The organism is Acinetobacter sp. AOR01_HL (assembly GCF_027855455.1).
Lineage (GTDB): Bacteria > Pseudomonadota > Gammaproteobacteria > Pseudomonadales > Moraxellaceae > Acinetobacter > Acinetobacter baumannii.
The window spans coordinates 17,756-43,931 of the sequence record NZ_JAKTIM010000041.1 but is presented as its reverse complement, the minus strand read 5'-3'; the positions used below and the strand labels follow the sequence as shown (position 1 = coordinate 43,931).

Here is a 26,176-nt window from a genome sequence, read left to right as displayed (position 1 = left end):
AATATTTTGATTTTAATAACTTAGAGGTATAAAAACCGAATATGACTATCGTCTAAGTTTATAGTAAAATGAATTTTCTAATTTTTTCAACATTTCATGAGTTCTTCAGATTATGTCTAGCGCAATTAAACCTAGATCAACAAAAAAACTAAGCCAGATTATTGTAGAACAACTGATCGAAAAAATTCAGTCTGGAGAATTTAAAGTTGGAGAAAAAATCCCGACCGAACTTGAATTAATTGAAACTTTTGAAGTAAGCCGTTCTGTCATTCGCGAGGCAATTACTGAGTTGCGTTCATTAGGATTCGTCGAGACTCGTCACGGGATTGGTACTTTTGTAAAAGAGCAGACTGTTGAGCAAAACTTTCTGTTGTCTAATGCCAGTTTAGAAACCATTAATGACATTATTTCCTTGCTTGAGCTTCGGATTAGCCTTGAATCTGAAGCTGTTTTTTTAGCATCTGAGCGCCGTAAGCAAATCCATATTGATAAAATGAAAGCTGCGCTTGAAGACTTTGAACGACATATTTCTTCAGATGCAAACGATGGTACGGTAAAAGCTGACTACGATTTCCATATTGCCATTGCTGAAGCTTCTGAAAACCAATATTTCGTTGATTTTTTGAAGTATCTGGGTGAAAAAATTATTCCACGTGCACGTGTTAAATCTATTGAGCAAAGTCCTGAAAATCGCGAAGAATATTTAAAAGCGGTTCACCATGATCATGTCAATATTTATAACGCAATTGTCGATCAGGACGGATTATTGGCCCGACAAATGATGCGAGCTCATTTGTCTAAGAGTATTAAAAAGTTTAAGCAGTAAAGCTTGAGCTAAGATCAAGATAAAAAAGAGAGCTTATTTAAGCTCTCTTTTAATTTTTTGGGTGCTATTTACAGCTAAAGTTTTCGGCTTTTTCGCTATCGCCTTGACCATTGTAACGAGCAATCAGTGGGTAAGGACAAAGTGGACGGGTGCGGTCTGGTGCCCAGTCTTGTGGAAGTTCAGTATTCACTTGACCACTCGGATTACCTGCGCCGCGTGCAGTCGCAATGATTTTGTCAGGTGCTTGCCCATATTCCACCCAATTAACTAAAGCAGTCAATGCATCAAATTGGTCGGTCGCAATGCCATCACGGGTATGGTTCATGCCTGGAACTCTAAAGAAACGTGCAAATTCAGGTGCTGTGCCTTTTGCATCATTTTTATAGTGTTGTAGCAGTTGATCGTACCAATTTTGGGTGTCATCTACAGAGAAAACGCCATCTGCTGTGCCTTGTACCACAATCATTTTCCCACCGTGATTACGGAGTTTATCCCAATTCAATTCATCAGGTGGCATCATGAATGACATGGAACTTTCGGTATAAACATCATTGGTTGCTGATAGTTTTGAATAGTCGGTATCGAAGTTAAAATTAAAGGCAAATTGTCTAGAGTTTTGAGTCACGGTTGGGTCTGGTGGGACTTGAAAAAGAATGCCGACTGCAACGGGGTCACGCGCTGTTCCCACCGAAGATTCAAATTTCCAGCTTGCCCAGTTACTGCCGACTAAACCGGGGTCGAAAGGCTGGGTTGCATAGAGCGCTTGTCCAGCCGAATTTACAGGCCCACGGTAAATGTTGGCTAATACATCAATTTGTTCGGTGCTTAAACAAGTACCATCTCTTGTGCTTGAGCAAACGGGTACATGTTGGTGAATATCAAAAGCTGTACGGCAAGCCTCGACGTCTTGAACCAGTCCATCTGCAACACCGTCTAAAGCATCGCATCGATCTAAAATCGCTTTTGCTAAAACTTTACGCTCTGGAAGAGTTAGAGCAGTACTTAGGTCATTTTCATCTGTTGCGACACGACGAAGCTGCTGTGCTGTATAGAGTTGAGCCGCGGCTGCACGAGGTAGGTGAAAACCTGGTGTACTCGCTAGAATTCCATCATATTGGTCGCCCAAACGGGTTGCGGCAATCATGGCATGACGTCCGCCGTTCGATGTGCCACCTGCATAGGAGCGATCTGGCAATTTGCCATATGCGGCTTTAATTAGGTTTTTTGCCATAGGCGTGAGTTTGGTAATCGCACCGTAGCCGTAGTTAATTCTAGCTTGAGGGTCTAAACCAAACATTGGATTTTGTGAAGCATTATGTCCGGCGTCGGAGGAAATAACAGCAAAACCATCATGCAGGGCATTGGTGAGTGGTCCACCGCTACCAATCTGACCTGTTGCAGGAACTAAATTACCATCGGTTCCGCCATTACCTTGATAGAGGAAACGGCCGTTCCAGTCTATTGGTAAGCGCATTTCAAAACCAATTTGATAAGTTTGTCCATCGACAGGGCTTACCCGTTGATCCATATAACCTTTGACCAAACAATGTGCACCAATCGGTTTGTTGGCGACAGTCAATGTACCTGCTTCTTGAAGGGTAGCTGAGCTAATAACGGTATTGTTGTAATGAAATCCGAGTAAGTCTGAACAGCTTCCTGTCATTTTTACGCCAACAGCAGGAGATAACTGCGGTGGTTTGGTTGTTGACGGAACCGTTGTGTCATCATTATCACTTCCACAGCCTGCCAAAGAACTAAGCATGGCAAGCACCAAAGCGGAGCGGGTCAAAATTCGTTTATTGTTGGTGTAATTCATTTATTCATATCCTTATTGAATGAATGTTTGCAATTAATCTAAAACCAAAAAATTAGCTGTGCTTCGTGCAATCATTTTGTTGTTTTGCCAAGCTTCACTTTCGAGATTCAGTACGGTTTTGCCTTGTTTAATGAATCGGCATTTTGTAATGACTTCACCCACAGCACAGGGCTTTAAAAAATCCATCGTTAAATTGATGGTGGTGGCGGGTTTACGGTCATTAGCGAGAAATGCAAAAAGCCCCATCACATCGTCAAGCATGGCGCAGATCATGCCGCCTTCAACGGTGCCGCGTGGATTGGTAAAGCTTTCTAGCGCTGTGTAGTGGATGGTGAGTTCAGTGTTTTGGTCATTCCAATGGATATTATGTCCACCCAAATGCTGATGGATGGGCGGTAAGTGTTCTAAAATTTTTTGATCCATAGTGAAGGGTCCATCCTTTTTGTTGGTGTTATAAAAATTATTATTTCAGGGTATAGGCATCATAAATAACTGCTTTACCCAAGCGCATTGCACTGCCTACAGCAACGGTCTGATTGAGCCATGAATATTTTGGTGAGCTGGTTTCAAACTGCATGGTAATTTTGAAATAGTAATTTTTCGGGTCGACATCTTTGCCTTGGGCAAGCTGTTTTAGCGTCTCTGCCGAGCCATGGCGGTAACCTTTGGTTTGAAGGTAAATAAGCGCACCGTCATCGGTTTCTAACAAATATCGCGTATCAATAATGGCTAGCCCTTTACTGTCGACAATTTGCCAATCTGCGCCATTATTTAAAATGCGGCCCTTAAGGGATTTGCCTTCGAATGTCCCACCTGTAATGGGAATAATTCGGCGTTTACCTGCATCACTGGTGGCACCTAACTCCCAAACAGGCGCATTTAAATCAACACTAAATTTTGCTAAAGGCTCAAGCTGAATAGGTGGTGGGCTATATTGCGTTTCGGCATGAGTTAGGCCAATGAGACAAATTCCGCAGAGTAGCGTTAAAACTTTCTTCATGATGAATTTCCCGAAATAAAAAGAGGTTCTATGTGTGACAGAACCTCTGGTTTTAATTATTTAAATTTCCATGTGTAGTCGATGTTGATACGGGTTTCGTTTACAGGTTTGATATTGGCTGTAGAGAGCATGTTGTTGTCATAAATGGCGTAGCGCGCGCGTAGCCCTAGATTTTTTAACCAGCCACTTTGAACGGTGTAGCCTAAATCAAAGTCTGTTTCGCGTTCTTTTAAATTGGTCCCACCTAAGTTAGGTGCATAAATATTGTGACCTGTGGTGTAACGAGTCATAAAACGTAAACCCGGTACATAATCTTTAAAGTCATATTCATAACGGAAGCTATAGGCTTTTTCTTTTGGGTTTAAAAACTCGCCCGGCCATGTATCAATGAGTAGACCCGTTTCACCTCCCGTTAAATACGGAAACGCGGTGTCGCCATGATGTTGGAAAGTCCCAAAAATAAATTTATGGTTTTGATGTTTGAGTTCGAAATGCGCATGATAGAGGTCATTATCGACTAAGCCTGCTTTTGCTTGTCCATCATCTCGGCTGCGGTAGTAACGTAATTGAGAGCTAAAATTAGTAGTGTCATTAATTTTGTATTGGTGTAATGCACCGACCATGGTTTGGTTATAAAGATCATCAACATCCATATAAAAAGCGGTGAGTTTGAGTGCAGGATTAAACTGATAGTTTCCACCTAAATAATAGAGTCCATCAGTTTCGGCACTTTTAAATCGTCCATTTACGCCTGAAATTTTAATTTTTTCATAGTTGGTCGAATCCCGATGATTCACTTTATCGAGATAGGCTGCCTGTAAATCAAAGTCTTTAATATCTTTACTGGTTAGTGAAATTCCTCGATAAGTTTGAGGAAGCAAACGAGCAGGTGACGCCACTAAAACAGGGTTCATTGGCATGAGCGTACCAATACGTAACTCAGTCTGGCTCATTTTGGCTTTTGCTGTGACCCCAATTTCGCCATAAGAGTCAGTAGGTTCATTGGTACGCGTGTCTCTAGGTAAGTTTCCTGTACCGCCATGCTCTGCATCAGCATCGAGTTTAAAGCCTGCCGTTGCAAGCACATCCAGCCCGAAACCGACAGTCCCTTCGGTATAACCTGAATTGGCTTTAAGAATAAACCCTTGTGTCCAGTCCTTGGCAGCAGGGTAAGCAGATTGCTCTTGGTAGTCGCGGTCAAAATAGAAATTACGTGTGGTGAGTTCTACTGAACTATTATCAATAAAACTGCCAGCCCACACTGAACCAGAGAGCATAAGGGTAGAGTACATCCATAGTTTCGACATAGCATTTCTTCCTGAAATATCATTTTTTGTTTTCAACAAGGCATAGTTGTTGTGTCTGCCTTATTTGGTTTTTAAATCGAATTATTTTCCGAGCAGTTCTCGGGCGACGATTTCTTTCATAATTTCATTGGTTCCCCCATAAATTTTTTGTACCCGCGCATCCACAAAAAAGCGTGAAATCGGATATTCCTGCATGTAACCGTAGCCACCAAAAAGCTGAAGTAATTGATCAATCACTTCACATTGGACATCGGTAATAAAGCATTTCAGTGCGGCAACTTGAGTGACGCTTAACTGGTGTTGTTGATACAGCGCTGCACATCGGTCTACAAAAGCTTGAGCGGCTTTGGCTTTGATTTGCGCATTTGCGAGTACAAATCGTGTGTTTTGCATTTGGCTTAAAGGTTGCCCGAAAGCTTTACGTTCTAATACATAGTCTTTGGTCAGTTCGATGGCGCCTAAAATTGACCCCAGAGCCATCATCGAAATGCTTAAACGTTCGCGAGGTAACTCTTGCATTAAATAAGCAAAGCCTTGTCCTTCTTCACCCAAACGCTGAGTTGCAGGCACACAAACATCATCAAAAAATAGTTCGGCTGTATCTTGGGCATGCAGCCCGATTTTTTGTAAAGAGCGACCTTTTTTAACGCCGTCTAAAGCAGCATCTACTAGAAAAATCGAAATGCCTTTTGCTTTAGCTTGAGGGTCAGTTTTTGCCACCAGAACGATCAGGTCGGCATGCAAGCCATTTGATATAAACGTTTTTGAACCATTCACACGGTAGTGGTCATTTTCTAAAACCGCTTGAGTGCGTATGGCTTGTAAGTCTGAGCCAGCATTGGCCTCTGTCATGGCAATTGCAGTCACGACTTCACCTGTGACCATTTTGGGTAACCAATAACGTTTTTGCTCTTCGGTTCCAATATTTTGCAGATAAGGGGAAACCAGCTCATTTTGCCCACCAATGGCAACAGCTAAAGATGCAAAGCCAGCTTGAGCAGTTTCTTGAACCAGCATGAGTGAGTAGTGCACAGGAGCGCTGTAGCCGCCATATTCTTCGGGCACATCGACGCACAAAAAGCCATTTTCCCCAAGACGAAGCCATAGGTCACGTGGGATAAGGCCATCGTATTCCCATTGTTCGTAATATGGAGCAACCTGTTCTTTTAAGAACCTGCGATAGCTGTCCCGAAATAGTTCAAATTCTGTATCGTGTGGCATGTTGAACCTTTTTTAGGCAAAAGTGAGGCTAAGGCCCAAACCGAAATTTGAGCTTCCTTTTTTATTTCAATTGCTTATTGTTTTAAGGTGGGCACCCGAATAATCAGCGGGTTATCAGTCTGCTTTTGATAAAGTTCATCAATTAAAGCGGCTCGACGTTTCGTAATACTGCTTTGATTGAGGTTGCCTTTATCAGTCACTTCACCTGCATCAAGTTGAGGTGGCTCGGTCATTAAATAAAGCATTGAGACTGTATTTGAGCTGCCAGTCGCATCTTTATTAAAGGTCGTTAAAAATTGGCGGAACCATTGCTGGACTTTAGGGTGTTGTAATATCTCTGTTGCAGAATGTTCACCAAGCTTAAGACCTGCATATTGAGCACACGCTTCTAATTTTGGAAAAATCAGAAAACCCACAGCATTCAGGTTTGAACCAGTAATACAAACATCTTGAACCAGTAAATTACCTTGAATCAGTACTTTGTTGCGTAGTGTGCCCACATTCACAAAAGTGCCTGTATTGAGTTTAAAGTCTTCGGCAATTCGTCCGTCGTACATCAGGCCTTTAGTTGGATCATTCACATCGACTAAACGAACAGCATCGCCCGTATGGAAAAAGCCTTCATCATCAAACACAGTGCTTTGCTGGTCTGCTTTTAAGCGCCAATAGCCTTTCATGACATGTTTGCCACGAACACAAAATTCTAGTTTGTCACCACATGGAACTAGCTTAATTTCGCATCCCGGAGCAGGATATCCAATAAAACCAGCCATCACACGTGGGCCAGTTGTAAAAGCGCAAGATGGTGCAGTTTCAGTCATGCCCAATCCACTCATTATGCGGATTTTTTCTCCGCAATGTTGCTGAGCAATTTTATCGAGTCTGTTCCAGCCCGCTTCTGAAAGTGCAGCACCTGCAAAGAATAAAATTTTAACTTTAGCAAAAAAGCGGTCTCTTAATTCTTCATCTTTTTCTAAAGCTTCGGTGAGTTCTTCCCAACCTTTAGGCACATTTAAATAAACTGTTGGAGAAATTTCTTTGAGATTGCGAATAGTTTCGTCAAATTTTCCGGCAACGGGTTTGCCATCATCAATGTAAATGGTACCGCCGTTATAGAGCGCGATGCCGACATTGTGACTACCACCAAATGTGTGGTGCCAAGACAGCCAGTCGAGTAGGACAGGTGGTGTTTCTTCAAACTCAGGGAAAGTTTGTAATAACATTTGCTGATTAACACACAACATTAAATGCGTGGTCGGTACAGCTTTAGGCAATTTGGTTGAACCTGACGTAAATAAGAATTTGGCAATTTGGTTTTCATCAAGGGTTTGATAAAATTCTTGTACATTTGAAACTGGCGTATCTAATAGCGACTGAAAAGATGTGCAGATCTGATCGCCTACAATGCCTTTATTGGTCACCACTTCAATGTCGGATGTAATACATGCCTGAATCGCTTTGGCAAAAGCTTGTCCGTCGCTGGCATAAACCATACCAGGTGTGAGCACTTCAAACACATGTTTGAGTTTGCCAAAGTCTTGAGAAATCAGAGAGTAGGCAGGGGAAATAGCCGAGAAAGGCACGCCTGCTAGCATGGCAGCCATAGACAGTGTTAAATGTTCGAGATCATTACCACTTAAAATAACGAGTGGTCTTTCTTGGCTTAAATTACGATCATGCAAAGCTTGAGCAATGTGCCATGCACGTTGTAAAACTTCTGCATAACTCAGTTTGACCCATTCACCTTGAGCATTGCGTTTTGCTGCAAAAATATGGTCTGGTTTGGTTTGTGCAAAATGAATTAACCGATCTGTCAGTTTTTGTGGATACGGTTTTAATTGCTCTTTTGGGCTGATATAGAGCGCGTCATCTTTATGGTGATAATGAATATCATGTTGCCCTAATTTTACGAACCGTTCGCGGTCTTGTGATTGAGTGGCATTCATTTGCATTTCTTTCACTCCATGGAAAGCGCATCACTGCGCTTTATTTTTTTGCATCATGCAATTTTTATTTAATCTGTCGGTATTCGCATTAGCCTGACTAAATCGGGTAATGACGTGATTGGGTTTGAATGGTAATCCAGCGTAGTTCGGTAAATTCGGCAACGGAGACTTTACTACCAAAACGTCCGTAACCACTCGATTTTGTTCCACCAAATGGCATTTGAGCTTCGTCATGTACGGTTGCGCCGTTAATATGACAAATACCCGAATCAATCTGTTGAGCGACTTCCAGTGCTTGCGAAATATTTTGGCTAAACACTGCCGAAGAAAGACCGAACTCGCTGTCATTTGCCAATGCTACGCCTTCTTCAATGCTTGAAAAGCGTTGAACTGTGCATACAGGTCCAAATGATTCTTCACGGTAAAGCAGCATGTCAGGTTTAATATTGAGCACCAGCGTCGGTTGCATGGTGGTGTCTTCAATATGAATACCTAAAGGTAAGTCAGCACCTTTGTTTTGAGCATCTTCTAGCAAATGCTGAATACGGCTTGCAGCGCGGCGACTTTCTAAAACACCGAGCACATTGTCTTTTGAAGTTGGATTACCTGCCCGAATAGTGCGGGTTTTTTCAATCAGTTTTTCAATAAATTGGTCGGCAATATTGTCTTGAACCAAAACACGTTCGGTCGACATACAAATTTGACCCTGATTAAAGAATGCTCCAAAAGCAACTGCATTTACGGCTTCATTAATGTCAGCTTCATTTAAAACCACAACAGGGGCTTTGCCACCCAATTCAAGTAAAACAGGTTTTAAATATTTAGCCGCAGTCTCGGCAATAATTTTTCCGACTTTGGTTGAACCCGTAAAATTAATACGCTTCACGGCTGGATGAGACACTAGGCGCTCCACGATTTGTGGTGCATCTTCAGCGGCATGCGTAATCACATTTACCACACCTTCACCAAGCCCCGCTTCATGTAACACCTCACCAATTAAACGATGTGTTGCTGGGCAGGCTTCTGATGCTTTTAACACTACCGTGTTACCACAAGCCAAAGGCATAGCAAGCGCACGTGTTGCCAAAATGACAGGGGCATTCCAAGGTGCAATTCCTACAATCACACCACAAGGAGCTCGCACACCCATTGCAAGATTGCCCGGCACATCTGACGGAATCAGACTTCCGTCAATTTGTGTGGTCATGGCTGCTGCCTCACGTAACATGTTGGCAGCAAGATGAACGTTAAACCCATACCATGTTGCAGTTGAACCTGTTTCTTGCATTCCAGTTTCAATGAATTGCTCGGTTTTTTGGTCCATTAGATCAGCTGCTTTTAACAAACGTAAGCGACGTTCGGTAGGCGAGAGTTTCGACCATACTTTAAAAGCTTGTTGTGCCGATTCGATTGCACGGTCAACATCTTCCAGTGTTGCGGCAGCAGCTTTACTGGCTACTGATCCATCAATTGGGCTAATACGCTCAAAAGTTGCCTGATTTGATGCATCAACAGATCGACCGTGAATAAGTAACTGTACATTTTGCATGGGTTGCGTCCTTACATTGCCATTAAAGTATCAAAAGTTAACCAGTACGTTTATAACTCTGTAAACCCGGTTTAATTGATTTTTCATCTAAAAATTGTTTCAAACCTTCTTGGCGGCCATTTTCAGTATCTCGGTGGATACATTGATCAAGTTTGGCATATAAGTAGTCTTCGTTTTGGTCCCATGTCAGTTCGCGGCAACGCTTAAAGCCATTTTTTGCGGTACGAAGAACTACTGGATTTTTCTCAAGTAAGCAATTTGCAAGTTCAGTCACTTCTGCTTTTAATTGGGCAAGCGGTACGCTTTTATTCACAAGGCCCATGGTTTCAGCTTCTTTACCACTAAAGGTTTTACCCGTCATGATGTAGTACAAAGATGCACGATGACCTACGGTATCTGCCATTGCTTTGCTTACAAGGTTACCCGGTGGGATCCCCCAGTTAATTTCAGATAAACCGAAAGTTGCTTCATCTGCTGCAATTGCTAGGTCACACGCCACTAAAGGTGAGAAACCGCCTCCAAAGCACCAGCCGTTAACCATAGCAATGGTTGGTTTTGAATACATACGAAGAAGTTGCCACTGCCAGCGACATGAGTCACGGCGAATACGTTCTTGGAAAATTTCAGGCTGAGTGTCGACTTCACGGAAATATTCCTTCAAATCCATACCCGCTGTCCAAGAATCACCTGCACCCGTCAACACTAAAACACGTGCATCTTGATCAAGCTCAAGAGTTTCTAGCACATCAATCATTTCGCGATTGAGTGTTGGGCTCATGGCATTTTTCTTTTCCGGACGGTTTAGGGTGACCCATGCAATTCCATCTTCAACTTTAACATCTACTGTTTCCCAGCGGTTTTCATAACTCATCTTCATACTCCTTGAATGATTTCTTGCTGTTCTGGGATTTAATCTAATATCAGTTAAACTTACATTCAAGTCTTTTTTGGAAAATTTCATAAATATTTTATAATTTGTTGTATTTTAAACATTAATTATTTTAAAAATTAATTTTAAATAAAAATATGTTGATTTTTTAATAAGTTTAACTGATATTTTTGGTGTGTTTAAAAATAATACACAAAGGGCTAAATGGAACGACTAGTCAATAAAGGACAACACAATGGAAAAAATATCAGGACAGCCTTCAAGGGCAAAAATCACGTTGCTACTGTGCTTTGCCATAGCGATTTTTGAAGGATTTGATCTTCAATCAATGGGGGTAGCCGCTCCACGAATGCGGGCTGAGTTCATGTTAGACAATGCCCAGATGGCGTGGGCATTTAGTGCTGCAATTTTGGGAACACTCCCAGGCGCAATATTAGGTGGTCGGTTTGCCGATATCGTCGGGCGTAAGAAAATTCTGATTTTTAGTATCTTACTTTTTGGAATTATGTCTTTGCTAACCGCCTATGCCGCCAATTTTAGTCTGTTGCTACTCATTCGTTTTTGTACTGGTTTGGGAATGGGTGGGGCATTACCCATGATGATTACACTTGCTTCTGAAGCTGTACCTGACCAGCACAAAGGCACTGCAGTTAGTGTGATGTATAGCGGCATTCCTTTTGGTGGCTTACTGACATCGGTGGTTGCCATGGCATTGGCAGGCGATGCAGAGTGGCGTCATATTTTCTATATTGGGGGGATTGCGCCTATTTTATTAATCCCACTGATTATGCGCTTTTTACCAGAGTCAAATGACTACCTGCAACGCAAAGTTCAAGCACAGCAAACCACGCCATTCTTTGAGGTTTTATTTGCCAAAGAGCGTCGTATGTCAACCATTCAACTTTGGATAAGTTTTTTCTGCACGCTGGTGGTACTGTATTTCTTGTTGAACTGGTTGCCGTTACTCATGGGAGCGCAGGGATTATCAAAACTACAGGCGAACTATGTACAGATGGGCTACAACGTTGGTGGAATTTTAGGTTCAATCCTCATGGGCGTATTGCTTGATAAATTACGCATGAGTTTTGTGATTAAGCTAATTTATCTCGGCATTTTATTTTCGCTATGTTGTTTGGCAATTTCTCCGACCGTGGCTTTACTTGCACTTTCGGCAGTGGGTTGTGGCTTATTCATTGTGGGTGGGCAATCAGCGTTGTATGGTTTGGCTGCCATGTATTATCCAACCGAAATGCGTGGAACCGGAGTTGGCGCTGCGGTTGCAATCGGGCGTATTGGTTCGTTTGCAGGGCCTTTAATGGCAGGGTTTTTACTCTCGCTTGGACAAAGCTCGACCATCGTGATTGGTTCAAGTATTCCAGTGATCTTAATTGCAGCGATCTCTGCATTACTTCTTGTCAAAAAACCTAAACAGCCTGTACATTTAGTACAAAGCTCAGGTGCTCGCTAAGTTTTAACGAAAGTATGGGGTTAGAACCTCATACTTTCACTACAGATTTTCTTATGATGATTGAAAGGTTATGGTACGTTCGAATTTAGTTCAAAAAAAAGTAGAAGATGAGCCTAAGTTAAGTTATATGATTGCTCGTGTTGACCGAATTATTAGTAAACATTTAACAGAACATTTAAAAGAGCTTGAAATTACCTTACCGCAATTTACCGCACTTTCTGTTTTAGCTTCAAAAAGTAATTTATCCAATGCCAAGCTTGCTGAGCGTTCTTTCATAAAGCCTCAATCTGCCAATAAAATTTTGCAAGATTTACTGGTGAATGGCTGGATTGAGAAAAAACCGGACCCGACACATGGCCGCCGTATTTTAATTACCCTGACCAAAAGCGGGATTGAAAAGTTAAATAAATGCAATGAAGTGGTTTTAAAAGTCGAAGAAAAAATGCTTGAAGGCATTGATATTAACTTGGCTTATTTAATTCGCAATAACCTCGATATTATGGTCAATAATCTTAAAAATTTTAAATAAGTGTGTTTGTTTAGGTTGAGTTAAATTGCTAAGTACTGATTCACACAGAAAATTGATTTCATTTTGCAAATGAACTTGCTAGCATCGAAGTGACGTTTTTGATGATGTGTGGCAACGAATGTCTTCAGGACAACAAGTTTTACTAAAACTAAGAAAAATGATTATTTCAGGGGAACTTGAAGGCGGTGCCAGAATTGCCGAGATTCCTACTGCCGAGTTACTTGGTGTTTCACGCCAGCCTGTTCGTATAGCCTTTCGGTTGCTCGAACAAGAAGGTCTCCTCATTAAAAACCCAACTCGTGGTTACACGGTTCGTGAAATTTCCGGAAAACTGGTGCATGACGCACTTGAAGTGCGCGGTGTGCTTGAAGGGTTGGCTGCGAAAACTTTGGCCGAACAAGGCTTAAGCGAAGATCAGAAAAAGACGTTGCAACATTGCATTCAGGAAACTGAAAAACTCTTTAATGAAAAAGACGAGTTTGGTGATGCTGAGCTAGAACGTTATCACCATTTTAATGTCATCTTTCATGACACTATTATTGAGGGAGCGCAAAACGTTGCGCTCATCCAAGCGTTGGCTAAAAACAACCAATTGCCAATGGCTTCTGCCCAAGCCATTACCTATGACCAGAACCAAGCTTTATCGGAATATCGCCGTTTGCACTATGCGCATTTACAGCATTGTTCGATTTTCGATGCATTGGTACATCGTCAGGCAGGGCGTGCTGAAACGTTAATGCGCGAACACAGTAGTGTGGTGATTTTAGGTGAAACGCTAAGAAATGTTCTCAGCGCTTAAAGTGAAAAGTTCCTTTATTTTTGAATAAAGGAACTCCAGAATTAAAGCTCAATCACAAGATGTTTAGTTTTTGCACGAGAACAACAAGGCGTAAATTGGTCATTTAGTGCATGCTCCTCATCAGTCATAAATAGATCACGATGATCAGGTATACCTTCTACCACGCGGGTAATACAGGTACCGCAAATGCCTTGTTCACATGAAACAGGAATATCAAAACCATTTGCAATTAATGCTTCTGTTGCAGTCTGCTCTGGCAATACTTCAATTCGGCGGCCCGTACCTTTCACTTCAATCGTGAAAGCTTCATCGTTGGACGTATCTACCTTTTGAGCGACAAAATGTTCTTGATGTAACTGTTCACTATACCACCCAGCTTGTTCAGCCGAGCTCATGACAAACTGCATAAACCCTGTAGGCCCACACACATATAAATGTTTATCAGGTGAAGCTTGGCCCAAAGCCTCTGCCATATTACATTCGGTGTCTGATTGATCTTGAATGTGAAAATGGACTTGGTCACCAAAGTGCTCGGTTAAATTGCCATAGAAGGCAAGCATTTCATGACTGCGAACAAAGTAGTGTAATTCAAAAGGGATATTGGCCGACTTAAGCCGATACGCCATCGACAAAATAGGGGTAATCCCAATACCGCCTGCAAATAAAACCGCCTTTTTTGTGTGAGGGTGAATTTCAAATAAATTACGCGGCTCACCAATTTTTAAGAGGTCGCCTTCACGATATTCAGTATGGATACAACGTGAACCACCGCGTGAATTGGCATCATGTAAAACACCAATGACATAACGATGTTTTTCACTGCAACAGTTTGAAAGAGAATACTGACGGGTGAGGCCATTTTTCAGATGCACATCAATGTGTGCACCTGCTTCAAAACTCGGCAGCTCTGTACCATTTGCTGCAACCAATTCAAATGCACGAATGGTCGGGGTGAGCTGGTGAATTTTTTGAATGATAACGTCCATGTTCATGCTCCTTTAAATAATCCGAATGTTTGGAAACTTCTGTGTGGACGTTTCAGGAGGTGTTTTATTTTCTTCGGCAAGGAGTCGGTCAATGACCTTACGGGACTGGACACCACCTGCGTCGATATTGAGCATCAGTAACTTGCGATGTGGATTGTTTAAAATGTTTTGCTGCTGTTGCTCCAGCATTTCTAAATCTTCAGTAAAGATTTTGCCTTGGCCTTCACGAATTTGATCGGTGAGTTCAGCATTATCTGGCTGGAAGTTACGCGCCATTCCCCAGAAATACCAATGTGATGTTTCAGTTTCCGGTGTAATAAAATCGACCACAATTGAGGACACTTTTTTGTCTTTCGGTGCGTGATAACCACCATGTCCAGCATGCGCTACACCTACTTCAATGTGGACATTACTTGGCGCAAAGAAGTGGCAACGTTGCCAACGGTCGACAGGTACATCATCTGCTAAATGATTGCCGCGAAGGGCCATTTGCCAAAATGGAGGTGCGATCACATTTTCCATATAGCGTTCGGTAATGACATGGTCACCGTCAACTTTAGTCACTGGCAGGGCTTCATCAATTTCTTTTTGCCCAATACTGCTTGAGTGAACATAGGTCTCATGGGTTAAATCCATTAGATTGTCGATCATTAGGCGATAGTCGCACTGAATGTGAAACAAGCCTCCGCCATAGCTCCATTCCGGATGATCTGCCCATTCTAAAGTTGGGAGTTTTGCTTCATCTGCTAAAGCCTTTTCACCTGGCCATACCCAAATAAAGCCGAACTTTTCAACAACTGCATATGCTTTGTTGCAAGGGAAACCATTTACACGTTGGGCTGGCATTGAAACGGTCTTTCCGTCACAACCCATGACTAAGCCATGATAACCACAGACAAGATTGCCATCTTCGACATAACCAAGTGAGAGTGGGGCACCACGATGCGGACAAAAATCTTCAACGGCTGCAACTTGGTTTTCTTTACCGCGATAAAAAACGATTTTTTCACCACAGATGGTGCGACCTAATGGTTTATCTTGGATTTCTTCTGGACGGCAGGCAACATACCAAGCATTTTTAATAAACATTGTGACGACTCCTTATCACTTATTGGATCCAATTTATAATAAATAAAAATATTGGTCAATTGATAAGCAGTATATTTTTTAAAAATGTTGTTCTTTAGGTTTGGTTGTTTTGTAGATTTTTAATTGCTATTAAAGACTTTTGTATTTACTTTGAATTTTAGAGGCTAAATTTTTACTCATCTTAATTTGGATCCATAATGGCTATAGTTAAGCCATTATGGGAGTGTAAAGATTTAGAAATTAACCGTGTAGTGAAGCATCATGCGCTGTTCATCCAGACTTTTGCCATGTTTGGTGTCGTAGTTAATATTTAAGAAAAGAAACTTAAGATTTTTAACCCAAGCATTTAGGTCGTACTGAATCAACACATCACTTTCTTGCTCAAAATCGTTTTGATTCATGGTTTGAAAAGAGTCGCCATAAATATATTTATAGGTCACTTTTAAACCCTTGATATAGTTTTTAAAGTCATAGGAAGCAACGAAATGATAAGACTTTTCATCTGCTTTGGTAAACGCACCTAAGGTCCAGTTCACCATATGAGGGATGGGTATATTGTCGAGTTTTGGAATACCATCTTTGCCAAAGTTTTCTTGATAGCCAATTCCGGTTGTAAAGTTGCCATGTTTGATGAAATGCATAGCGCCTATGGATGTATTGTCATATTCACCAAGCTTTGATTTACCGACATCGTCGTGGCGAAACACACGTAATTTTGTAGTGTGCTGCTTTGTCCATTGATAATCAAAAGCAAGGTAACTTTGATTGATGAGATCTGTTAAGTAACCATTATAAAATTTCCAGTGGTACCGTGGTGTTTTGCCATCCCATTGAAAGAAATAGAGTCCGTCAGATTCATGTTTTGATATGGCGAGTTTGTGGTAGTCCTCCTCATTTTTGGGTGAATAACGGTTAATCAAACCCAGCTCGAAATTTTGTTGCGGTGTCTTATATTTTAATTCCAAGCCTTTGTAGTTCACGCGTAATTGATGTGTGTCGACTTGTGGGGTAAGTGGTGAGTCGGGAATAATTTCACCTATATTCATGTGAAAGTTTTGATATTCAACTCCAGCTCCTAAGCCATATTTAACGTAGTCTTGTGCTTGTTTTTTGGTATTAGGGTCAAAGGGTATGACCATATCATTGGTGTGTTGGTCACTACTTAGGCGATAAGCATATTGAATGCTTGGATTGAGGTGTAGCTGAACCTCATTAAGTTTGGTTGACCAGTCGCCACGATAGATCAGACCTTGGCTCAAGCTATGAGTATCGGGGCTGGTCCCATTTTCATATTGTCTGTCGAAGTTGAATGTTTTTAGCGTGAGTGTATTTTGAAAATTAACATCGACTGCACTATGAGCTAAACAGCAGGCAAGGGTCGTCCCTGAGAAGAAAATCCCATAAATAAAAATATGCTTCATTTTTAAATCCGTTTAAAAGCGTTTTACTGTTCTAAATCCGACATGGCTGGTGGCAAGGTCGAGTTCTTGTGGATGCCTCGCGGCAGCACGATAACGCGCGCAATAGTTGGTTGCGCATAAATAAGACCCACCTTTAATCGTGTATTGCAAAATCTGTTCGTGACTTTGCCGATATTTCGAGGGATCTCCCATATGATGATCTCTTGGACCTGTATAGGGTGTTTGCGTCCATTCCCATACATTGCCAATCAAGTCGTATAAGCCAAATGGGTTTTTGCTAAAACAACCAACAGGGGCCACATCCTTAAAACCATCTTCCTGAACATTTTTGTATGGAAATTCACCTTGCCAGAAGTTGGCTACAATATGGCCTTCATGGGTGGGGCCAATGTCGGAGTTTTGCTGAAAACCTTTGGCTGCATACTCCCACTCAAGCTCAGACGGTAAGTCATGACCGAGCCAGTTTGCATAAGCATAAGCATCATTCCATGTCACCATACGTACAGGTTCATGAGGTGCAGGTTGTTTAGGGTTGTTTAATCCCCAAGGATGTTTCCAGTTGGCACCTTTTCCAAATTTCCACCACTGTAATTCTTCAACTGGATGCTCAGGTTGTACAAACATGGCCGCACCGCCTTGCTTTTCTGCATCGGTGACATAACCCGTTTGTTTAACAAACTCTTGAAATTGGGCATTGGTGACTTCAGTTGCATCAATTAAAAAAGCGGGAACGGAAGTTGCCTGTAAGTTTAATGGGCGTTCATCTTCATAACCTTGTGTGGTGCCTAAAACAATTTTTCCTTGCGGAAGCTTGACCATACCGGCTTCTTTGTTTTTAGGCCAACCCGAAGGAAGGCCCGAATAAGAATTACATTTAGCTTTGCTACCTAAGTCGGGCAAGATGGTCTGTTCTAGTTGAGGCGTGGTTTTTTGGCATGCACCAAGTAAGAGAAATGATGAAAGCATCATGATTTGTTTCATCTGGTTTTCTCTACTTTTTATTGTATTGCTCAAAATCCACAACACCATTTTCATCGGCATATCTTAAATATTTATCATTTAAGACTTTGACGATCTCAGGATGTTCTGCATAAACATTATGTTGCTCATTAAAATCTGTTTTTAAATTGTAGAGTTCCCAACCGTGGCTTTTAAATTTAGAAAGTGAGTTTTCAACAAGTTTCCATTCGTCAGTTTTGGCGTAGCGGCTGCCATGCAATTCTTTAAAGTCATAATAATTAACAGGGCGAATACGGGCAGTATTATCCTTAAAAGCAGGAATTAGGCTAAAACCAGACGGTTTAATTTTAGTGCTTGAAGTTGGATAGATTTGATTATTTTGAATACCCGCTAGTTCCATAACGGTTGGGAATATATCTCTGACTGTCGCAAAGTTATTGTTGATTCCACGTTGTTTAGAAATTTGTACAGGCGATTTAACAATAAATGGAACACGTACTCCACCTTCTGAAGCAGCTGACTTCCAGTGGGTAAATGGTGTGCTGCTCACTTCGGCCCAGCGTGGTCCCATGTAAACATATGAGCTGGCGTTACCTATATTTTCATAGCGATTGTCGGCCTCACCCATTGGGAAATTATGATCACCACCTTCAGCGCCGTTATCTGACATAAACACTATCAAAGTGTTGTCATATAAATGATGCTTTTTAAGATATTGAATGACATCACCCACGCGGTCGTCTAACTGGGTAACCATGCCCGCATAAACTTCCATTTTACGCGCTTCATATTTGCGCTCTTGGGGGGTGAGTTCATTCCAGCTTTTGGTACCTAAAGCTTGGTTGCCACGCTCGACTGGGTATTCTGCGTTTGCTGGAATTAATCCTAATTGCTTTTGTCTAAGAAAGCGTTGTTTACGAATTGCATCGTAGCCTTGATCGTATTTACCTTTATATAAATCTCTATAGTGAGCAGGTGCCTGTAACGGCCAGTGTGGAGCGGTATAAGCTAGATAGGCAAAAAATGGTTTTTGCGCTTTATTCTTATCTAAGTACTCAAAAGCTTTTTGTGTAAAAAAGTCGGTTGAATAGTAGTTGTCAGGCAGTGTGACCTTTTGACCATTTTCCGTGTATTGAGTGTTGCGCGGATAGTTTTTAGGTTGGTCTTTAAAGTGTAAATCGAAGCCATCGAGCAAGGCAAAAGATTGGTCAAAACCACGGGCTTTAGGATTTTGGTCGGGAGCATAGCCTAAATGCCATTTACCGACCATGAAGGTGTAATAATCTTTTGTCTTTAAAATCTCTGCGAGTGTATACGCATTTTGTGTTAAGTGACCTGAATATCCATCAATTTTAAGGAGTGCACGTGGGCTATCGGCCCCAACCAATTTTTCTTGTCGTTTAGAAGTTTCATACATGGCACCTAAACCCACTAAGTGGTTATCTGCACCTGTCATAAGCTGTGCACGAGTAGGTGAACACATTGATGAAGCATGAAAATTGAAAAGCATTTTTCCTTGCTTTAACAGGCTGTCAATATGAGGTGTTTTAATCTCACTGCCATAGGCACTAATGTCTGAAAATCCAAGATCATCGGCCAAAATAATCATGATGTTAGGTGGTTGTTGATTTTTCGGAGATGCTGCTTGCGCTGTGTAAAACAATTGGCTGGCAAAAAAAAGTCCCAATGTAAGCTGGCTTACTCTTTTGAGTTTCATAACAACAATCCTTTGAAGTTTTATAAATGCATCTTGCATTTCATAGAAATGAACTGAGCTTTTTTTGGCTAAAAAATGCTCTGAAATCGATCATAATAGATTTTTTATTGTGGATCCATAAAAATATTTAAACAATCTAATTTTATGTTTTTAATAATTTTATACTTATATAATTTATATGTTTATAGATGTTTTAATAATCAATTTATAATTTTAGTTGATTTTTTGGATCCAAATATTCAGTATAGAAAAAGAGCAGGATGCTCAAAAAAACAAATATTCCTCTAGGTCATGATGGATACGGATATGCATAACCACCCAATCGCTCATATTAGCAATGTCGTGTGTATCTCTTATCCACATTGGGAGATGCACAAATGGAAAGAGATGTTCTAAGTGAGATTAATCACAATAAAATGAGCCGTTATCAATGGTTCATCATTTTGATTTGTATTTGTCTCAATATTATTGATGGCTTTGACGTGATGGTAATGGCATTTACTGCTCCATCCGTGTCAGCAGAATGGTCACTTTCAGGCGCACAAATTGGCTTATTGCTGAGTTCAGGTCTTTTTGGTATGGCTGCCGGTTCAATTTTTCTCGCACCTTTAGCCGATAAAATCGGTCGCCGTTTACTTATCTTGGTTTGTCTTGTAATTGCAGGTCTTAGCATGTTGGGCTGTGCTTTAGTGCAAAGTCACGGCATGTTGGCCGCACTTCGGTTTATTACCGGAATTGGGGTGGGCGGGATTCTTGCGAGTAGTAATGTCTTGGCAAGTGAATATGCCAATGCACGCTGGCGCAGTCTCGCAGTGAGCTTAATGTCTACAGGTTATGGCATTGGTGCGACTCTGGGCGGAGTACTCTCACTGGCCTTGATTGAGCATTTAGGTTGGCGTTCAATCTTTTTGGCAGGGGGTATCACAACCATAGTGATGTTACTGATTAGTGCATGGTTATTACCTGAATCTTTAGATTATTTGTTGGCGAAAAGACCAAAACAGGCACTAGAACGTATTAACACAACAGTAAACCGTATGGGTTTAACTGCTTTAAAAGCTTTACCTTATTACGGCCAGAATAATCAAAAAAATACAGGTGATATTGGTAAATTATTTTCAGGGCAGCAGGGGTTCCAGACACTTTGTCTTTGGTTTGCATACTTTTTAGTGATGTTTGGCTTTTACTTTGTCATGAGCTGGACACCAAAAATTTTGATTTCAATGGGAATGTCGCCTGAACAAGGCGTAAGTACCGGTATTTTAATTAGTATTGGTGGTATTTTCGGAGCAGCCATTATTGGTTTACTTGCTTCCCGCATGAAAATTTTCTATGCCCTAAGCTTATTTCTGGGATTAACCGCTGTCTGTGTTTTCCTATTTGTCGCCGTTTCATCTCAAGTGAGCATTGCTCTCATAGTCGGTTTATTACTTGGCACACTCATTAATGGCTGTGTGGCAGGTTTATATTCTATTTCTCCAACGATTTACGATGCTGAAATCCGTAGTCGCGGCGTGGGTTATGCAATTGGTTTTGGTCGGATTGGGGCAATCTTATCGCCAACGGTTGCAGGCATTTTCTTAGATAAAGGTATTGCACCTGCAACGCTGTATGCCTATTACGGTGTGGTGTTTATTTTGGCTATTTTCCTGATTTTGAGTTTAGGTAGCGCTTTTTACCGAAGTAAGAAAGAGCAAAACTTCTCACTTAAAACAGCACCTTAATCCATTAAAAATTAAATAGTTGAGTTAAAAAATGAAAAAGACACCATTGTGGGTGGGGGTATGCTTGTGCCCATTATTTAGTCAAGTTGTGCATGCTGAGTTTATAGCAGACAGTAAAGCTGAGCTGACGCTGCGTAATTTTTACTTTGACCGAGACTATAAAAAAGATCCATATCCCTATACAGCAGCCAGAGATTGGGCGCAGGGTTTAATTTTTAAAGGACAGTCTGGTTATACCGAAGGGACAGTTGGGTTCGGAGTTGATGTATTGGCAATGGCAGGTTTTAACCTGATGGGAAGCCGTGCTGATGACTATGCAAGGAGTGGCTTATTACCAGTGAATACCGATAACTCGCGTGATGATTATTATGGGAAAATTGGTATTACAGGGAAGGCTAAATTTAGAAAAAATGAGCTTTTTGTGGGGGACTTGGTTCCACAATTGCCAACCATATTTTCATCACCAGCACGTTTGTTCCCTCAGACTTATCGCGGTATTCGCTTTGTTTCAAATGAAATTCCCAATCTTCAACTCGAAGGTTTTTATGTCGACGAAGTACGGCAGCGTGACTCCATTCGTTATACCGATGTTGGAACAGACAATATCAATCATCGATTTAACAAAGCAGCCACCACTGACTCGTTTTATACTTTAGGTGGAAGTTATCAGTTAAAAGACTACCGTTTACGTGCTTACCATGCCGAACTGAAAGACATTTACCAGCAACAATTTTTGGGCTTTAACGGCAAACAACCTTTGAATGACCAGCTTAACTTTTTAAGTGATGTGCGGTTTTTTAATAGTGAAGAAACTGGAAGTAAAAAAATAGGAGAGGTCGATAACCGCCATATTAGTGGCTTATTGGGTTTGAACTATCAAAACCATACGCTTTCTTTGGGTTATATGCAGTCATTTGGTTCAACAGGTTTGCCATTCTTATCTGGAACTGAAAGTCCGGTTGTACTTGATTTCATGAGTTCGGACTATTCGAACAAAAATGAAAAAGTCTATTCAGTTCGTTATGAGTATGACTTTAAAGATGCGCGATTAGGTGATGTGTCATTAAACGGACTACGTTTTATGACCCGTTATGCTAAAGGTGAAGATATTGATTTACTGCAATATGGCGATCAGCGATTTAAAGAAGATTCGCTAGAGTTTGATTTGGGTTATAAAATTCCAGAAGGCAAGTTAAAAGGCTTAGGAATGCGGGCCCGCTTTTCTCACTACCGTAATGACATGCCAACGAATATGACCTTCCACTCGGCAAATGAAACACGGTTGAATGTTGATTACACCTTTAAATTTTAAATATTAAAAAAGCAGGTTAAAACCTTTTATTTGAGGCTTTAACCTGCTTTTGGATGTGGTTAAGCAGATACTTTTGCTGCTTCTAAAACTTCACCCTGAGTTTGAGTATAAGCTTGTTCTTCTAAAGTATGTTTAGCCGGAATATAAGACATTGCACGTTCTGCTAGAGCTGTAATGGTGAGACTTGGGTTAACGCCCAAATTTGCACCTAACATTGAACCATCTACAACGTATAAGTTTTTATAGTTAAACACCCGATTTTGTCCATCTACCACACCACGCTCTGGACTTGAAGCAATTGCACAACCACCCATACAGTGAGCTGTAAAAGGTACGTTAAACAAAATTTCGGTAATGGTCGTCATGGGGTGGCCATTAAACATTTTGGCAACTTTTTCGGTAAATGCATTGGCCTGCGGAATATAAACAGGTAGCTTTTTACCTTCGCTCGATAACACCTTACCAAAAGGCCAGAACCAGTTACGTTTCAAGCGCATGTTAATGGACGCATCTGCAGTTTGCATGACAAGGAAAATTAAGGTTTGACGTGCAAAACTGACAGGATTACTCATGCGAAGGAAAATAAATGGATGGCAAATGAGTGCCCATAACCAAAAGAAAATACGCGTCCAACCCGGTTTTCCTTTAGCCATGTAAGTACACATAAGGCCCATAGCATCTGAACCACTTTGGTAGCGAGTTGCTTCAATGTGAGTGTCATGGTCAATGTAAATACTTGAACCAATAGCAACACCTTTACTCATGTCGACATCTTTACCAAAAAAGCGAACACCTAAAATCGATTCGGCATTGGTACGAACCCGATTACCCAAATCATCAGAAATATTTGGCAGAGAACCGGACTGTTTTAAACGGAACAACATCTCTTGTGTCCCTAAAGAAGATGCCGAGAAAATTACATTACGAACTCGCCAAGTACGACGTTGTTTGTTAAACCATGAGCTTGAACATTCAGTCGTGACTTCATAACCATCACTGCCATTGGCTTTACCATTGAGCGGTTTAACATCAACTACTTTGGTTTCTTCATAAACCTTGGCGCCATTTTTTTCGGCAAAGTACAAATAATTTTTATCTAAAGTATTTTTTGCGTTGTGTTTACAACCCGTCATACAACCGCCACATGCGGTACAGGTGCCACGGTCTGGACCTTCGCCGTTAAAATAAGGGTCAGGGTAGGTCTTCCCACCTTCTTCACCTTCCGGTGGAAAGAAAGTGGCAACACGAGTAGGTTTAAATGTATGGCCGACACCGACTGCTTCACCCATTTTCTTTAGCATGTGGTCGGCAGGGCCGAAAATTTTATTATCAGTCACGCCAAGCATACGTTCTGCTTCAGCATAGTGCTGAGGCATTTCATTTTTCCAGTCCGCGGCATCTGCCCACGTGCCTTCATCCCAAATATGTTCAGGTGGAACCAGTAGGGTATTGGCATAGGTAATTGAGCCGCCACCTACGGCGTTACCGCAAATAATGGTGACATGGCGAAAAAAACGCATGTTGAAATAACCGAAAAGTTTCATGCCCGGACGCCAAATCCAGCGGCGGGTATTCCAGTTGTTTTTAGCAAAATCTTCAGCTTTCCAGCGTCGCCCCATTTCCATTACGGCAACTGAGTAGCCTTTTTCAGTTAAACGGCAAGCAGAAACACTACCACCAAAGCCTGAACCAATAATCAGGTAATCATAGTCATAATTGTTTATTGTCATGATGAAGGCTCCTGTCTAATGATATTTTTTATATTGACTCTGTATGTTTATCAATGAATTGCCTAATGCGCTCAATGGAGTCATTAGATTCCTTTAGTATACCTGCATGAAATTGAAAAACATGTCCGACTTGGTCATAAAGCTTTAAGTTCGTCGGAATGCCGTATTTTTCAGTCTGTTCAGCAAGTCGTTTTGCATCATCTAATAAAACTTCTTCGGTACCGACATGGATCAGAACCGGCGGTAATCCGGTTAAGTCAGCATAGAGTGGGGAACATGTTGGATCGGTTGCCGATTTTTGGCCGCAATAGTTTTTTGCACACCAGGTTAACCAGTCCTCTGACAACATCGCATCTTGAGCAGCATGAGTTTTTATTGTGTTTCCTGAAAGACTTAAGTCAACCCAAGGCGAAAGTAAAACTAAAGCCGCTGGTAAAGGGAAACCCGCATCTCGTAAAGCAATTACGGTGCTTAAGCTCAGCCCGCCGCCAGCGGAGTCACCCGCAATTACAAGTTTTTTAGGGTCTTGTCCGTAAGCAAGTAAAGTTTTATAGACTGCAATGATATCTTCAATAGCAGCAGGGCTTGGGTGTTCTGGGGCCAGACGATATTCAGGTAACCAGACTTGTGCTTGAGCTACATGTCCGATCTGAGCGGCAAGTTTAGCGTGACTTTTGCTACTGCCCACGACATAGCCACCACCATGTAAATACAAAATACCGAGACCTGACTTAATGGTCTTAGGCCGAATATGAAGCGTAGGAACTTGAGCAATTATTTGCTTTTTTGTTTGATAACCACGAGGCCCAAGCACAATAGCACTGGCTGCATCACTACAAAAACGTTGTAGCTTTAGTGGTGTTTTAGGGGATAAAGCTGGACGTAGTGTAGTACGGATGGTCCATGCAAGAAGTTGCTTCATAATAAGGACTCATACTAAGCATGTGAGATTAGTCAGCATCTCTTAAGATTAAGAGCATGCTGACCACTATTTTTATTTTGCTGATTTGTTGAGTAGACGGGTTTGAAAGGCAGTGGCAGTTGCAAAAATCTTTTGGTAGCCTTGCGGCAGAATACGCTGAATTACATCAACGGCTTTCGCATCGGCTCCAATGAGTAAACGGCGACGGTCCTTACGAACAGCTTCTAAAATTTGTTGAGCTGCATCATCAGCAGGGGTGCGAAGTAATTTATCGAAAGCATCCTGACTTTTTAAAGGATCCATTCCTAAAGACTGGACGCTATTATTCATGCGGGCAGCTTTGGCAATATTGGTACGAATACCACCCGGATGCACACAGGTCGCACTCACTCCAGCATTTTGCATATCAAGTTCTTGGCGTAGGGATTCAGTGAAGCCACGAACGGCAAATTTACTAGCGTTATAAGCACTTTGAGTTGGTTGAGCTGTTAAGCCGAACATACTGGAAATATTAATAATATGCCCGTCACCACTTTGCTTTAAGTAAGGTAAAAACTCTTTGGTGCCATAAACTACGCCCCAAAAATTAATACCAATGAGCCATTCAAGGTCTTCGTAGCTCACACCTTCAGCCGTACTCCCTATTGCGACACCAGCATTATTAAAAATCAGGTTAACTTGGCCATGCTCATCTACTACTGCCTTTGCCCAAGTTGCAACTTCATCACGTTTAGCCACATCAACTTTTTGAGTGGTGACTTTGACAGAATAGGGCGCTAATAGCTCGACTGTTTTGGCTAACCCGGTTTCACTAATATCAGAAAGTGCCAGATGACAGCCTTGTTTGGCGAGGGCTATTGCAATTGCTTGTCCAATACCTGAACCCGCACCTGTCACAGCTGCGACTTTATTTTTAAAAGACTTCATAAAATTCTCCGTTTATTTTTCTCATTTCCTATGGCGAA

At 41.5% G+C, this 26,176-nt stretch carries 22 protein-coding genes; 6 read left to right on the top strand and 16 right to left on the bottom strand.

The window, feature by feature from the left end:
* Positions 1–112 precede the first annotated feature (112 nt).
* Positions 113–826 (top strand): FadR/GntR family transcriptional regulator, encoded by a 714-nt coding sequence (locus MKL62_RS12770; RefSeq protein WP_000092890.1) that lies wholly within the window; start codon positions 113–115, stop codon positions 824–826.
* A 64-nt stretch (positions 827–890) separates the two neighbouring features.
* Here the strand turns inward: MKL62_RS12770 and MKL62_RS12765 are convergent, their stop codons facing one another.
* The 8 genes from MKL62_RS12765 to MKL62_RS12730 all read right to left on the bottom strand — a co-directional run bounded on the left by MKL62_RS12765 (position 891) and on the right by MKL62_RS12730 (position 10,542).
* On the bottom strand, positions 891–2,642 hold the full coding sequence (locus tag MKL62_RS12765) for a tannase/feruloyl esterase family alpha/beta hydrolase (protein WP_005129156.1): 1,752 nt from the start codon (positions 2,640–2,642) through the stop codon (positions 891–893).
* A 33-nt stretch (positions 2,643–2,675) separates the two neighbouring features.
* The gene (locus tag MKL62_RS12760) at positions 2,676–3,065 is read right to left on the bottom strand and encodes a PaaI family thioesterase (protein WP_005129155.1); all 390 of its coding nucleotides are present in this window, start codon (positions 3,063–3,065) and stop codon (positions 2,676–2,678) included.
* Positions 3,066–3,105: 40 nt separating this feature from the next.
* Positions 3,106–3,642 (bottom strand): DUF3237 domain-containing protein, encoded by a 537-nt coding sequence (locus tag MKL62_RS12755; protein WP_005129154.1) that lies wholly within the window; start codon positions 3,640–3,642, stop codon positions 3,106–3,108.
* 56 nt (positions 3,643–3,698) lie between these two features.
* Positions 3,699–4,949, bottom strand: a complete 1,251-nt coding sequence (locus MKL62_RS12750; protein WP_000041311.1) for an OprD family porin — start codon at positions 4,947–4,949, stop codon at positions 3,699–3,701.
* Between the two features lie 81 nt (positions 4,950–5,030).
* Complete coding sequence (locus MKL62_RS12745) at positions 5,031–6,170, bottom strand: acyl-CoA dehydrogenase family protein (RefSeq protein ID WP_005129152.1); 1,140 nt, start codon at positions 6,168–6,170, stop codon at positions 5,031–5,033.
* Between the two features lie 74 nt (positions 6,171–6,244).
* The gene (locus MKL62_RS12740; RefSeq protein WP_171066287.1) at positions 6,245–8,131 is read right to left on the bottom strand and encodes a feruloyl-CoA synthase; all 1,887 of its coding nucleotides are present in this window, start codon (positions 8,129–8,131) and stop codon (positions 6,245–6,247) included.
* A gap of 82 nt (positions 8,132–8,213) precedes the next feature.
* Positions 8,214–9,665 carry an aldehyde dehydrogenase gene (locus MKL62_RS12735; protein ID WP_005129148.1) on the bottom strand — a complete coding sequence of 484 codons (1,452 nt, stop codon included), beginning with the start codon at positions 9,663–9,665 and terminating at the stop codon, positions 8,214–8,216.
* A gap of 37 nt (positions 9,666–9,702) precedes the next feature.
* On the bottom strand, positions 9,703–10,542 hold the full coding sequence (locus MKL62_RS12730) for a p-hydroxycinnamoyl CoA hydratase/lyase (RefSeq protein WP_169538806.1): 840 nt from the start codon (positions 10,540–10,542) through the stop codon (positions 9,703–9,705).
* A 247-nt stretch (positions 10,543–10,789) separates the two neighbouring features.
* Between MKL62_RS12730 and mhpT the strand changes: the two genes are divergently transcribed.
* The 3 genes from mhpT to MKL62_RS12715 all read left to right on the top strand — a co-directional run bounded on the left by mhpT (position 10,790) and on the right by MKL62_RS12715 (position 13,350).
* Entirely contained in the window at positions 10,790–12,022 is a 1,233-nt protein-coding gene (gene mhpT, locus MKL62_RS12725) for a 3-(3-hydroxy-phenyl)propionate transporter MhpT (protein WP_000411711.1), read from the top strand.
* 70 nt (positions 12,023–12,092) lie between these two features.
* Entirely contained in the window at positions 12,093–12,551 is a 459-nt protein-coding gene (locus tag MKL62_RS12720) for a MarR family winged helix-turn-helix transcriptional regulator (RefSeq protein WP_005129147.1), read from the top strand.
* Positions 12,552–12,657: 106 nt separating this feature from the next.
* Positions 12,658–13,350, top strand: a complete 693-nt coding sequence (locus tag MKL62_RS12715) for a GntR family transcriptional regulator (protein WP_086372192.1) — start codon at positions 12,658–12,660, stop codon at positions 13,348–13,350.
* A 41-nt stretch (positions 13,351–13,391) separates the two neighbouring features.
* Here MKL62_RS12715 and MKL62_RS12710 read toward each other — a convergent pair whose 3' ends face one another.
* From MKL62_RS12710 to MKL62_RS12690, 5 genes are all read right to left on the bottom strand, one after another.
* Positions 13,392–14,336, bottom strand: a complete 945-nt coding sequence (locus MKL62_RS12710; RefSeq protein WP_005129145.1) for a PDR/VanB family oxidoreductase — start codon at positions 14,334–14,336, stop codon at positions 13,392–13,394.
* A 12-nt stretch (positions 14,337–14,348) separates the two neighbouring features.
* Positions 14,349–15,425 carry an aromatic ring-hydroxylating dioxygenase subunit alpha gene (locus tag MKL62_RS12705; protein WP_000470071.1) on the bottom strand — a complete coding sequence of 359 codons (1,077 nt, stop codon included), beginning with the start codon at positions 15,423–15,425 and terminating at the stop codon, positions 14,349–14,351.
* A 233-nt stretch (positions 15,426–15,658) separates the two neighbouring features.
* Complete coding sequence (locus tag MKL62_RS12700) at positions 15,659–16,846, bottom strand: OprD family outer membrane porin (RefSeq protein WP_005129144.1); 1,188 nt, start codon at positions 16,844–16,846, stop codon at positions 15,659–15,661.
* Positions 16,847–16,858: 12 nt separating this feature from the next.
* Positions 16,859–17,812 (bottom strand): formylglycine-generating enzyme family protein, encoded by a 954-nt coding sequence (locus MKL62_RS12695; RefSeq protein WP_086222041.1) that lies wholly within the window; start codon positions 17,810–17,812, stop codon positions 16,859–16,861.
* Between the two features lie 25 nt (positions 17,813–17,837).
* Positions 17,838–19,523: an arylsulfatase gene (locus MKL62_RS12690; protein WP_005129142.1), complete on the bottom strand. Its 1,686-nt coding sequence runs from the start codon at positions 19,521–19,523 to the stop codon at positions 17,838–17,840.
* 377 nt (positions 19,524–19,900) lie between these two features.
* Here MKL62_RS12690 and MKL62_RS12685 point away from each other — a divergent pair, with 377 nt between their 5' ends.
* Together MKL62_RS12685 and MKL62_RS12680 are read left to right on the top strand one after the other, a co-directional pair.
* Positions 19,901–21,247, top strand: coding sequence for an MFS transporter (locus MKL62_RS12685; protein WP_005129140.1), 1,347 nt, complete (start codon positions 19,901–19,903; stop codon positions 21,245–21,247).
* Between the two features lie 31 nt (positions 21,248–21,278).
* On the top strand, positions 21,279–22,559 hold the full coding sequence (locus MKL62_RS12680; RefSeq protein ID WP_005129136.1) for an OprD family outer membrane porin: 1,281 nt from the start codon (positions 21,279–21,281) through the stop codon (positions 22,557–22,559).
* Positions 22,560–22,618: 59 nt separating this feature from the next.
* Here MKL62_RS12680 and MKL62_RS12675 read toward each other — a convergent pair whose 3' ends face one another.
* The 3 genes from MKL62_RS12675 to MKL62_RS12665 form a co-directional block, all read right to left on the bottom strand.
* Positions 22,619–24,289: a cholesterol oxidase gene (locus MKL62_RS12675; RefSeq protein WP_005129134.1), complete on the bottom strand. Its 1,671-nt coding sequence runs from the start codon at positions 24,287–24,289 to the stop codon at positions 22,619–22,621.
* 28 nt (positions 24,290–24,317) lie between these two features.
* Positions 24,318–25,211, bottom strand: a complete 894-nt coding sequence (locus MKL62_RS12670) for an alpha/beta hydrolase (protein WP_005129132.1) — start codon at positions 25,209–25,211, stop codon at positions 24,318–24,320.
* Positions 25,212–25,283: 72 nt separating this feature from the next.
* Entirely contained in the window at positions 25,284–26,138 is an 855-nt protein-coding gene (locus tag MKL62_RS12665; protein ID WP_005129131.1) for an SDR family NAD(P)-dependent oxidoreductase, read from the bottom strand.
* Positions 26,139–26,176: the final 38 nt, after the last annotated feature.

Coding starts and splice junctions, on each gene's coding strand:
- MKL62_RS12720 (WP_005129147.1), top strand. CDS start 12,093: ATGGTACGTTCGAATTTAGTTCAAAAAAAAGTAGAAGATGAGCCTAAG.
- MKL62_RS12765 (WP_005129156.1), bottom strand. CDS start 2,642: ATGAATTACACCAACAATAAACGAATTTTGACCCGCTCCGCTTTGGTG.
- MKL62_RS12680 (WP_005129136.1), top strand. CDS start 21,279: ATGAAAAAGACACCATTGTGGGTGGGGGTATGCTTGTGCCCATTATTT.
- MKL62_RS12705 (WP_000470071.1), bottom strand. CDS start 15,425: ATGTTTATTAAAAATGCTTGGTATGTTGCCTGCCGTCCAGAAGAAATC.
- MKL62_RS12695 (WP_086222041.1), bottom strand. CDS start 17,812: ATGCTTTCATCATTTCTCTTACTTGGTGCATGCCAAAAAACCACGCCT.
- MKL62_RS12750 (WP_000041311.1), bottom strand. CDS start 4,949: ATGTCGAAACTATGGATGTACTCTACCCTTATGCTCTCTGGTTCAGTG.
- MKL62_RS12730 (WP_169538806.1), bottom strand. CDS start 10,542: ATGAAGATGAGTTATGAAAACCGCTGGGAAACAGTAGATGTTAAAGTT.
- MKL62_RS12755 (WP_005129154.1), bottom strand. CDS start 3,642: ATGAAGAAAGTTTTAACGCTACTCTGCGGAATTTGTCTCATTGGCCTA.
- MKL62_RS12665 (WP_005129131.1), bottom strand. CDS start 26,138: ATGAAGTCTTTTAAAAATAAAGTCGCAGCTGTGACAGGTGCGGGTTCA.
- mhpT (WP_000411711.1), top strand. CDS start 10,790: ATGGAAAAAATATCAGGACAGCCTTCAAGGGCAAAAATCACGTTGCTA.
- MKL62_RS12700 (WP_005129144.1), bottom strand. CDS start 16,846: ATGAAGCATATTTTTATTTATGGGATTTTCTTCTCAGGGACGACCCTT.
- MKL62_RS12685 (WP_005129140.1), top strand. CDS start 19,901: ATGGAAAGAGATGTTCTAAGTGAGATTAATCACAATAAAATGAGCCGT.
- MKL62_RS12690 (WP_005129142.1), bottom strand. CDS start 19,523: ATGAAACTCAAAAGAGTAAGCCAGCTTACATTGGGACTTTTTTTTGCC.
- MKL62_RS12760 (WP_005129155.1), bottom strand. CDS start 3,065: ATGGATCAAAAAATTTTAGAACACTTACCGCCCATCCATCAGCATTTG.
- MKL62_RS12770 (WP_000092890.1), top strand. CDS start 113: ATGTCTAGCGCAATTAAACCTAGATCAACAAAAAAACTAAGCCAGATT.
- MKL62_RS12675 (WP_005129134.1), bottom strand. CDS start 24,289: ATGACAATAAACAATTATGACTATGATTACCTGATTATTGGTTCAGGC.
- MKL62_RS12710 (WP_005129145.1), bottom strand. CDS start 14,336: ATGGACGTTATCATTCAAAAAATTCACCAGCTCACCCCGACCATTCGT.
- MKL62_RS12670 (WP_005129132.1), bottom strand. CDS start 25,211: ATGAAGCAACTTCTTGCATGGACCATCCGTACTACACTACGTCCAGCT.
- MKL62_RS12745 (WP_005129152.1), bottom strand. CDS start 6,170: ATGCCACACGATACAGAATTTGAACTATTTCGGGACAGCTATCGCAGG.
- MKL62_RS12735 (WP_005129148.1), bottom strand. CDS start 9,665: ATGCAAAATGTACAGTTACTTATTCACGGTCGATCTGTTGATGCATCA.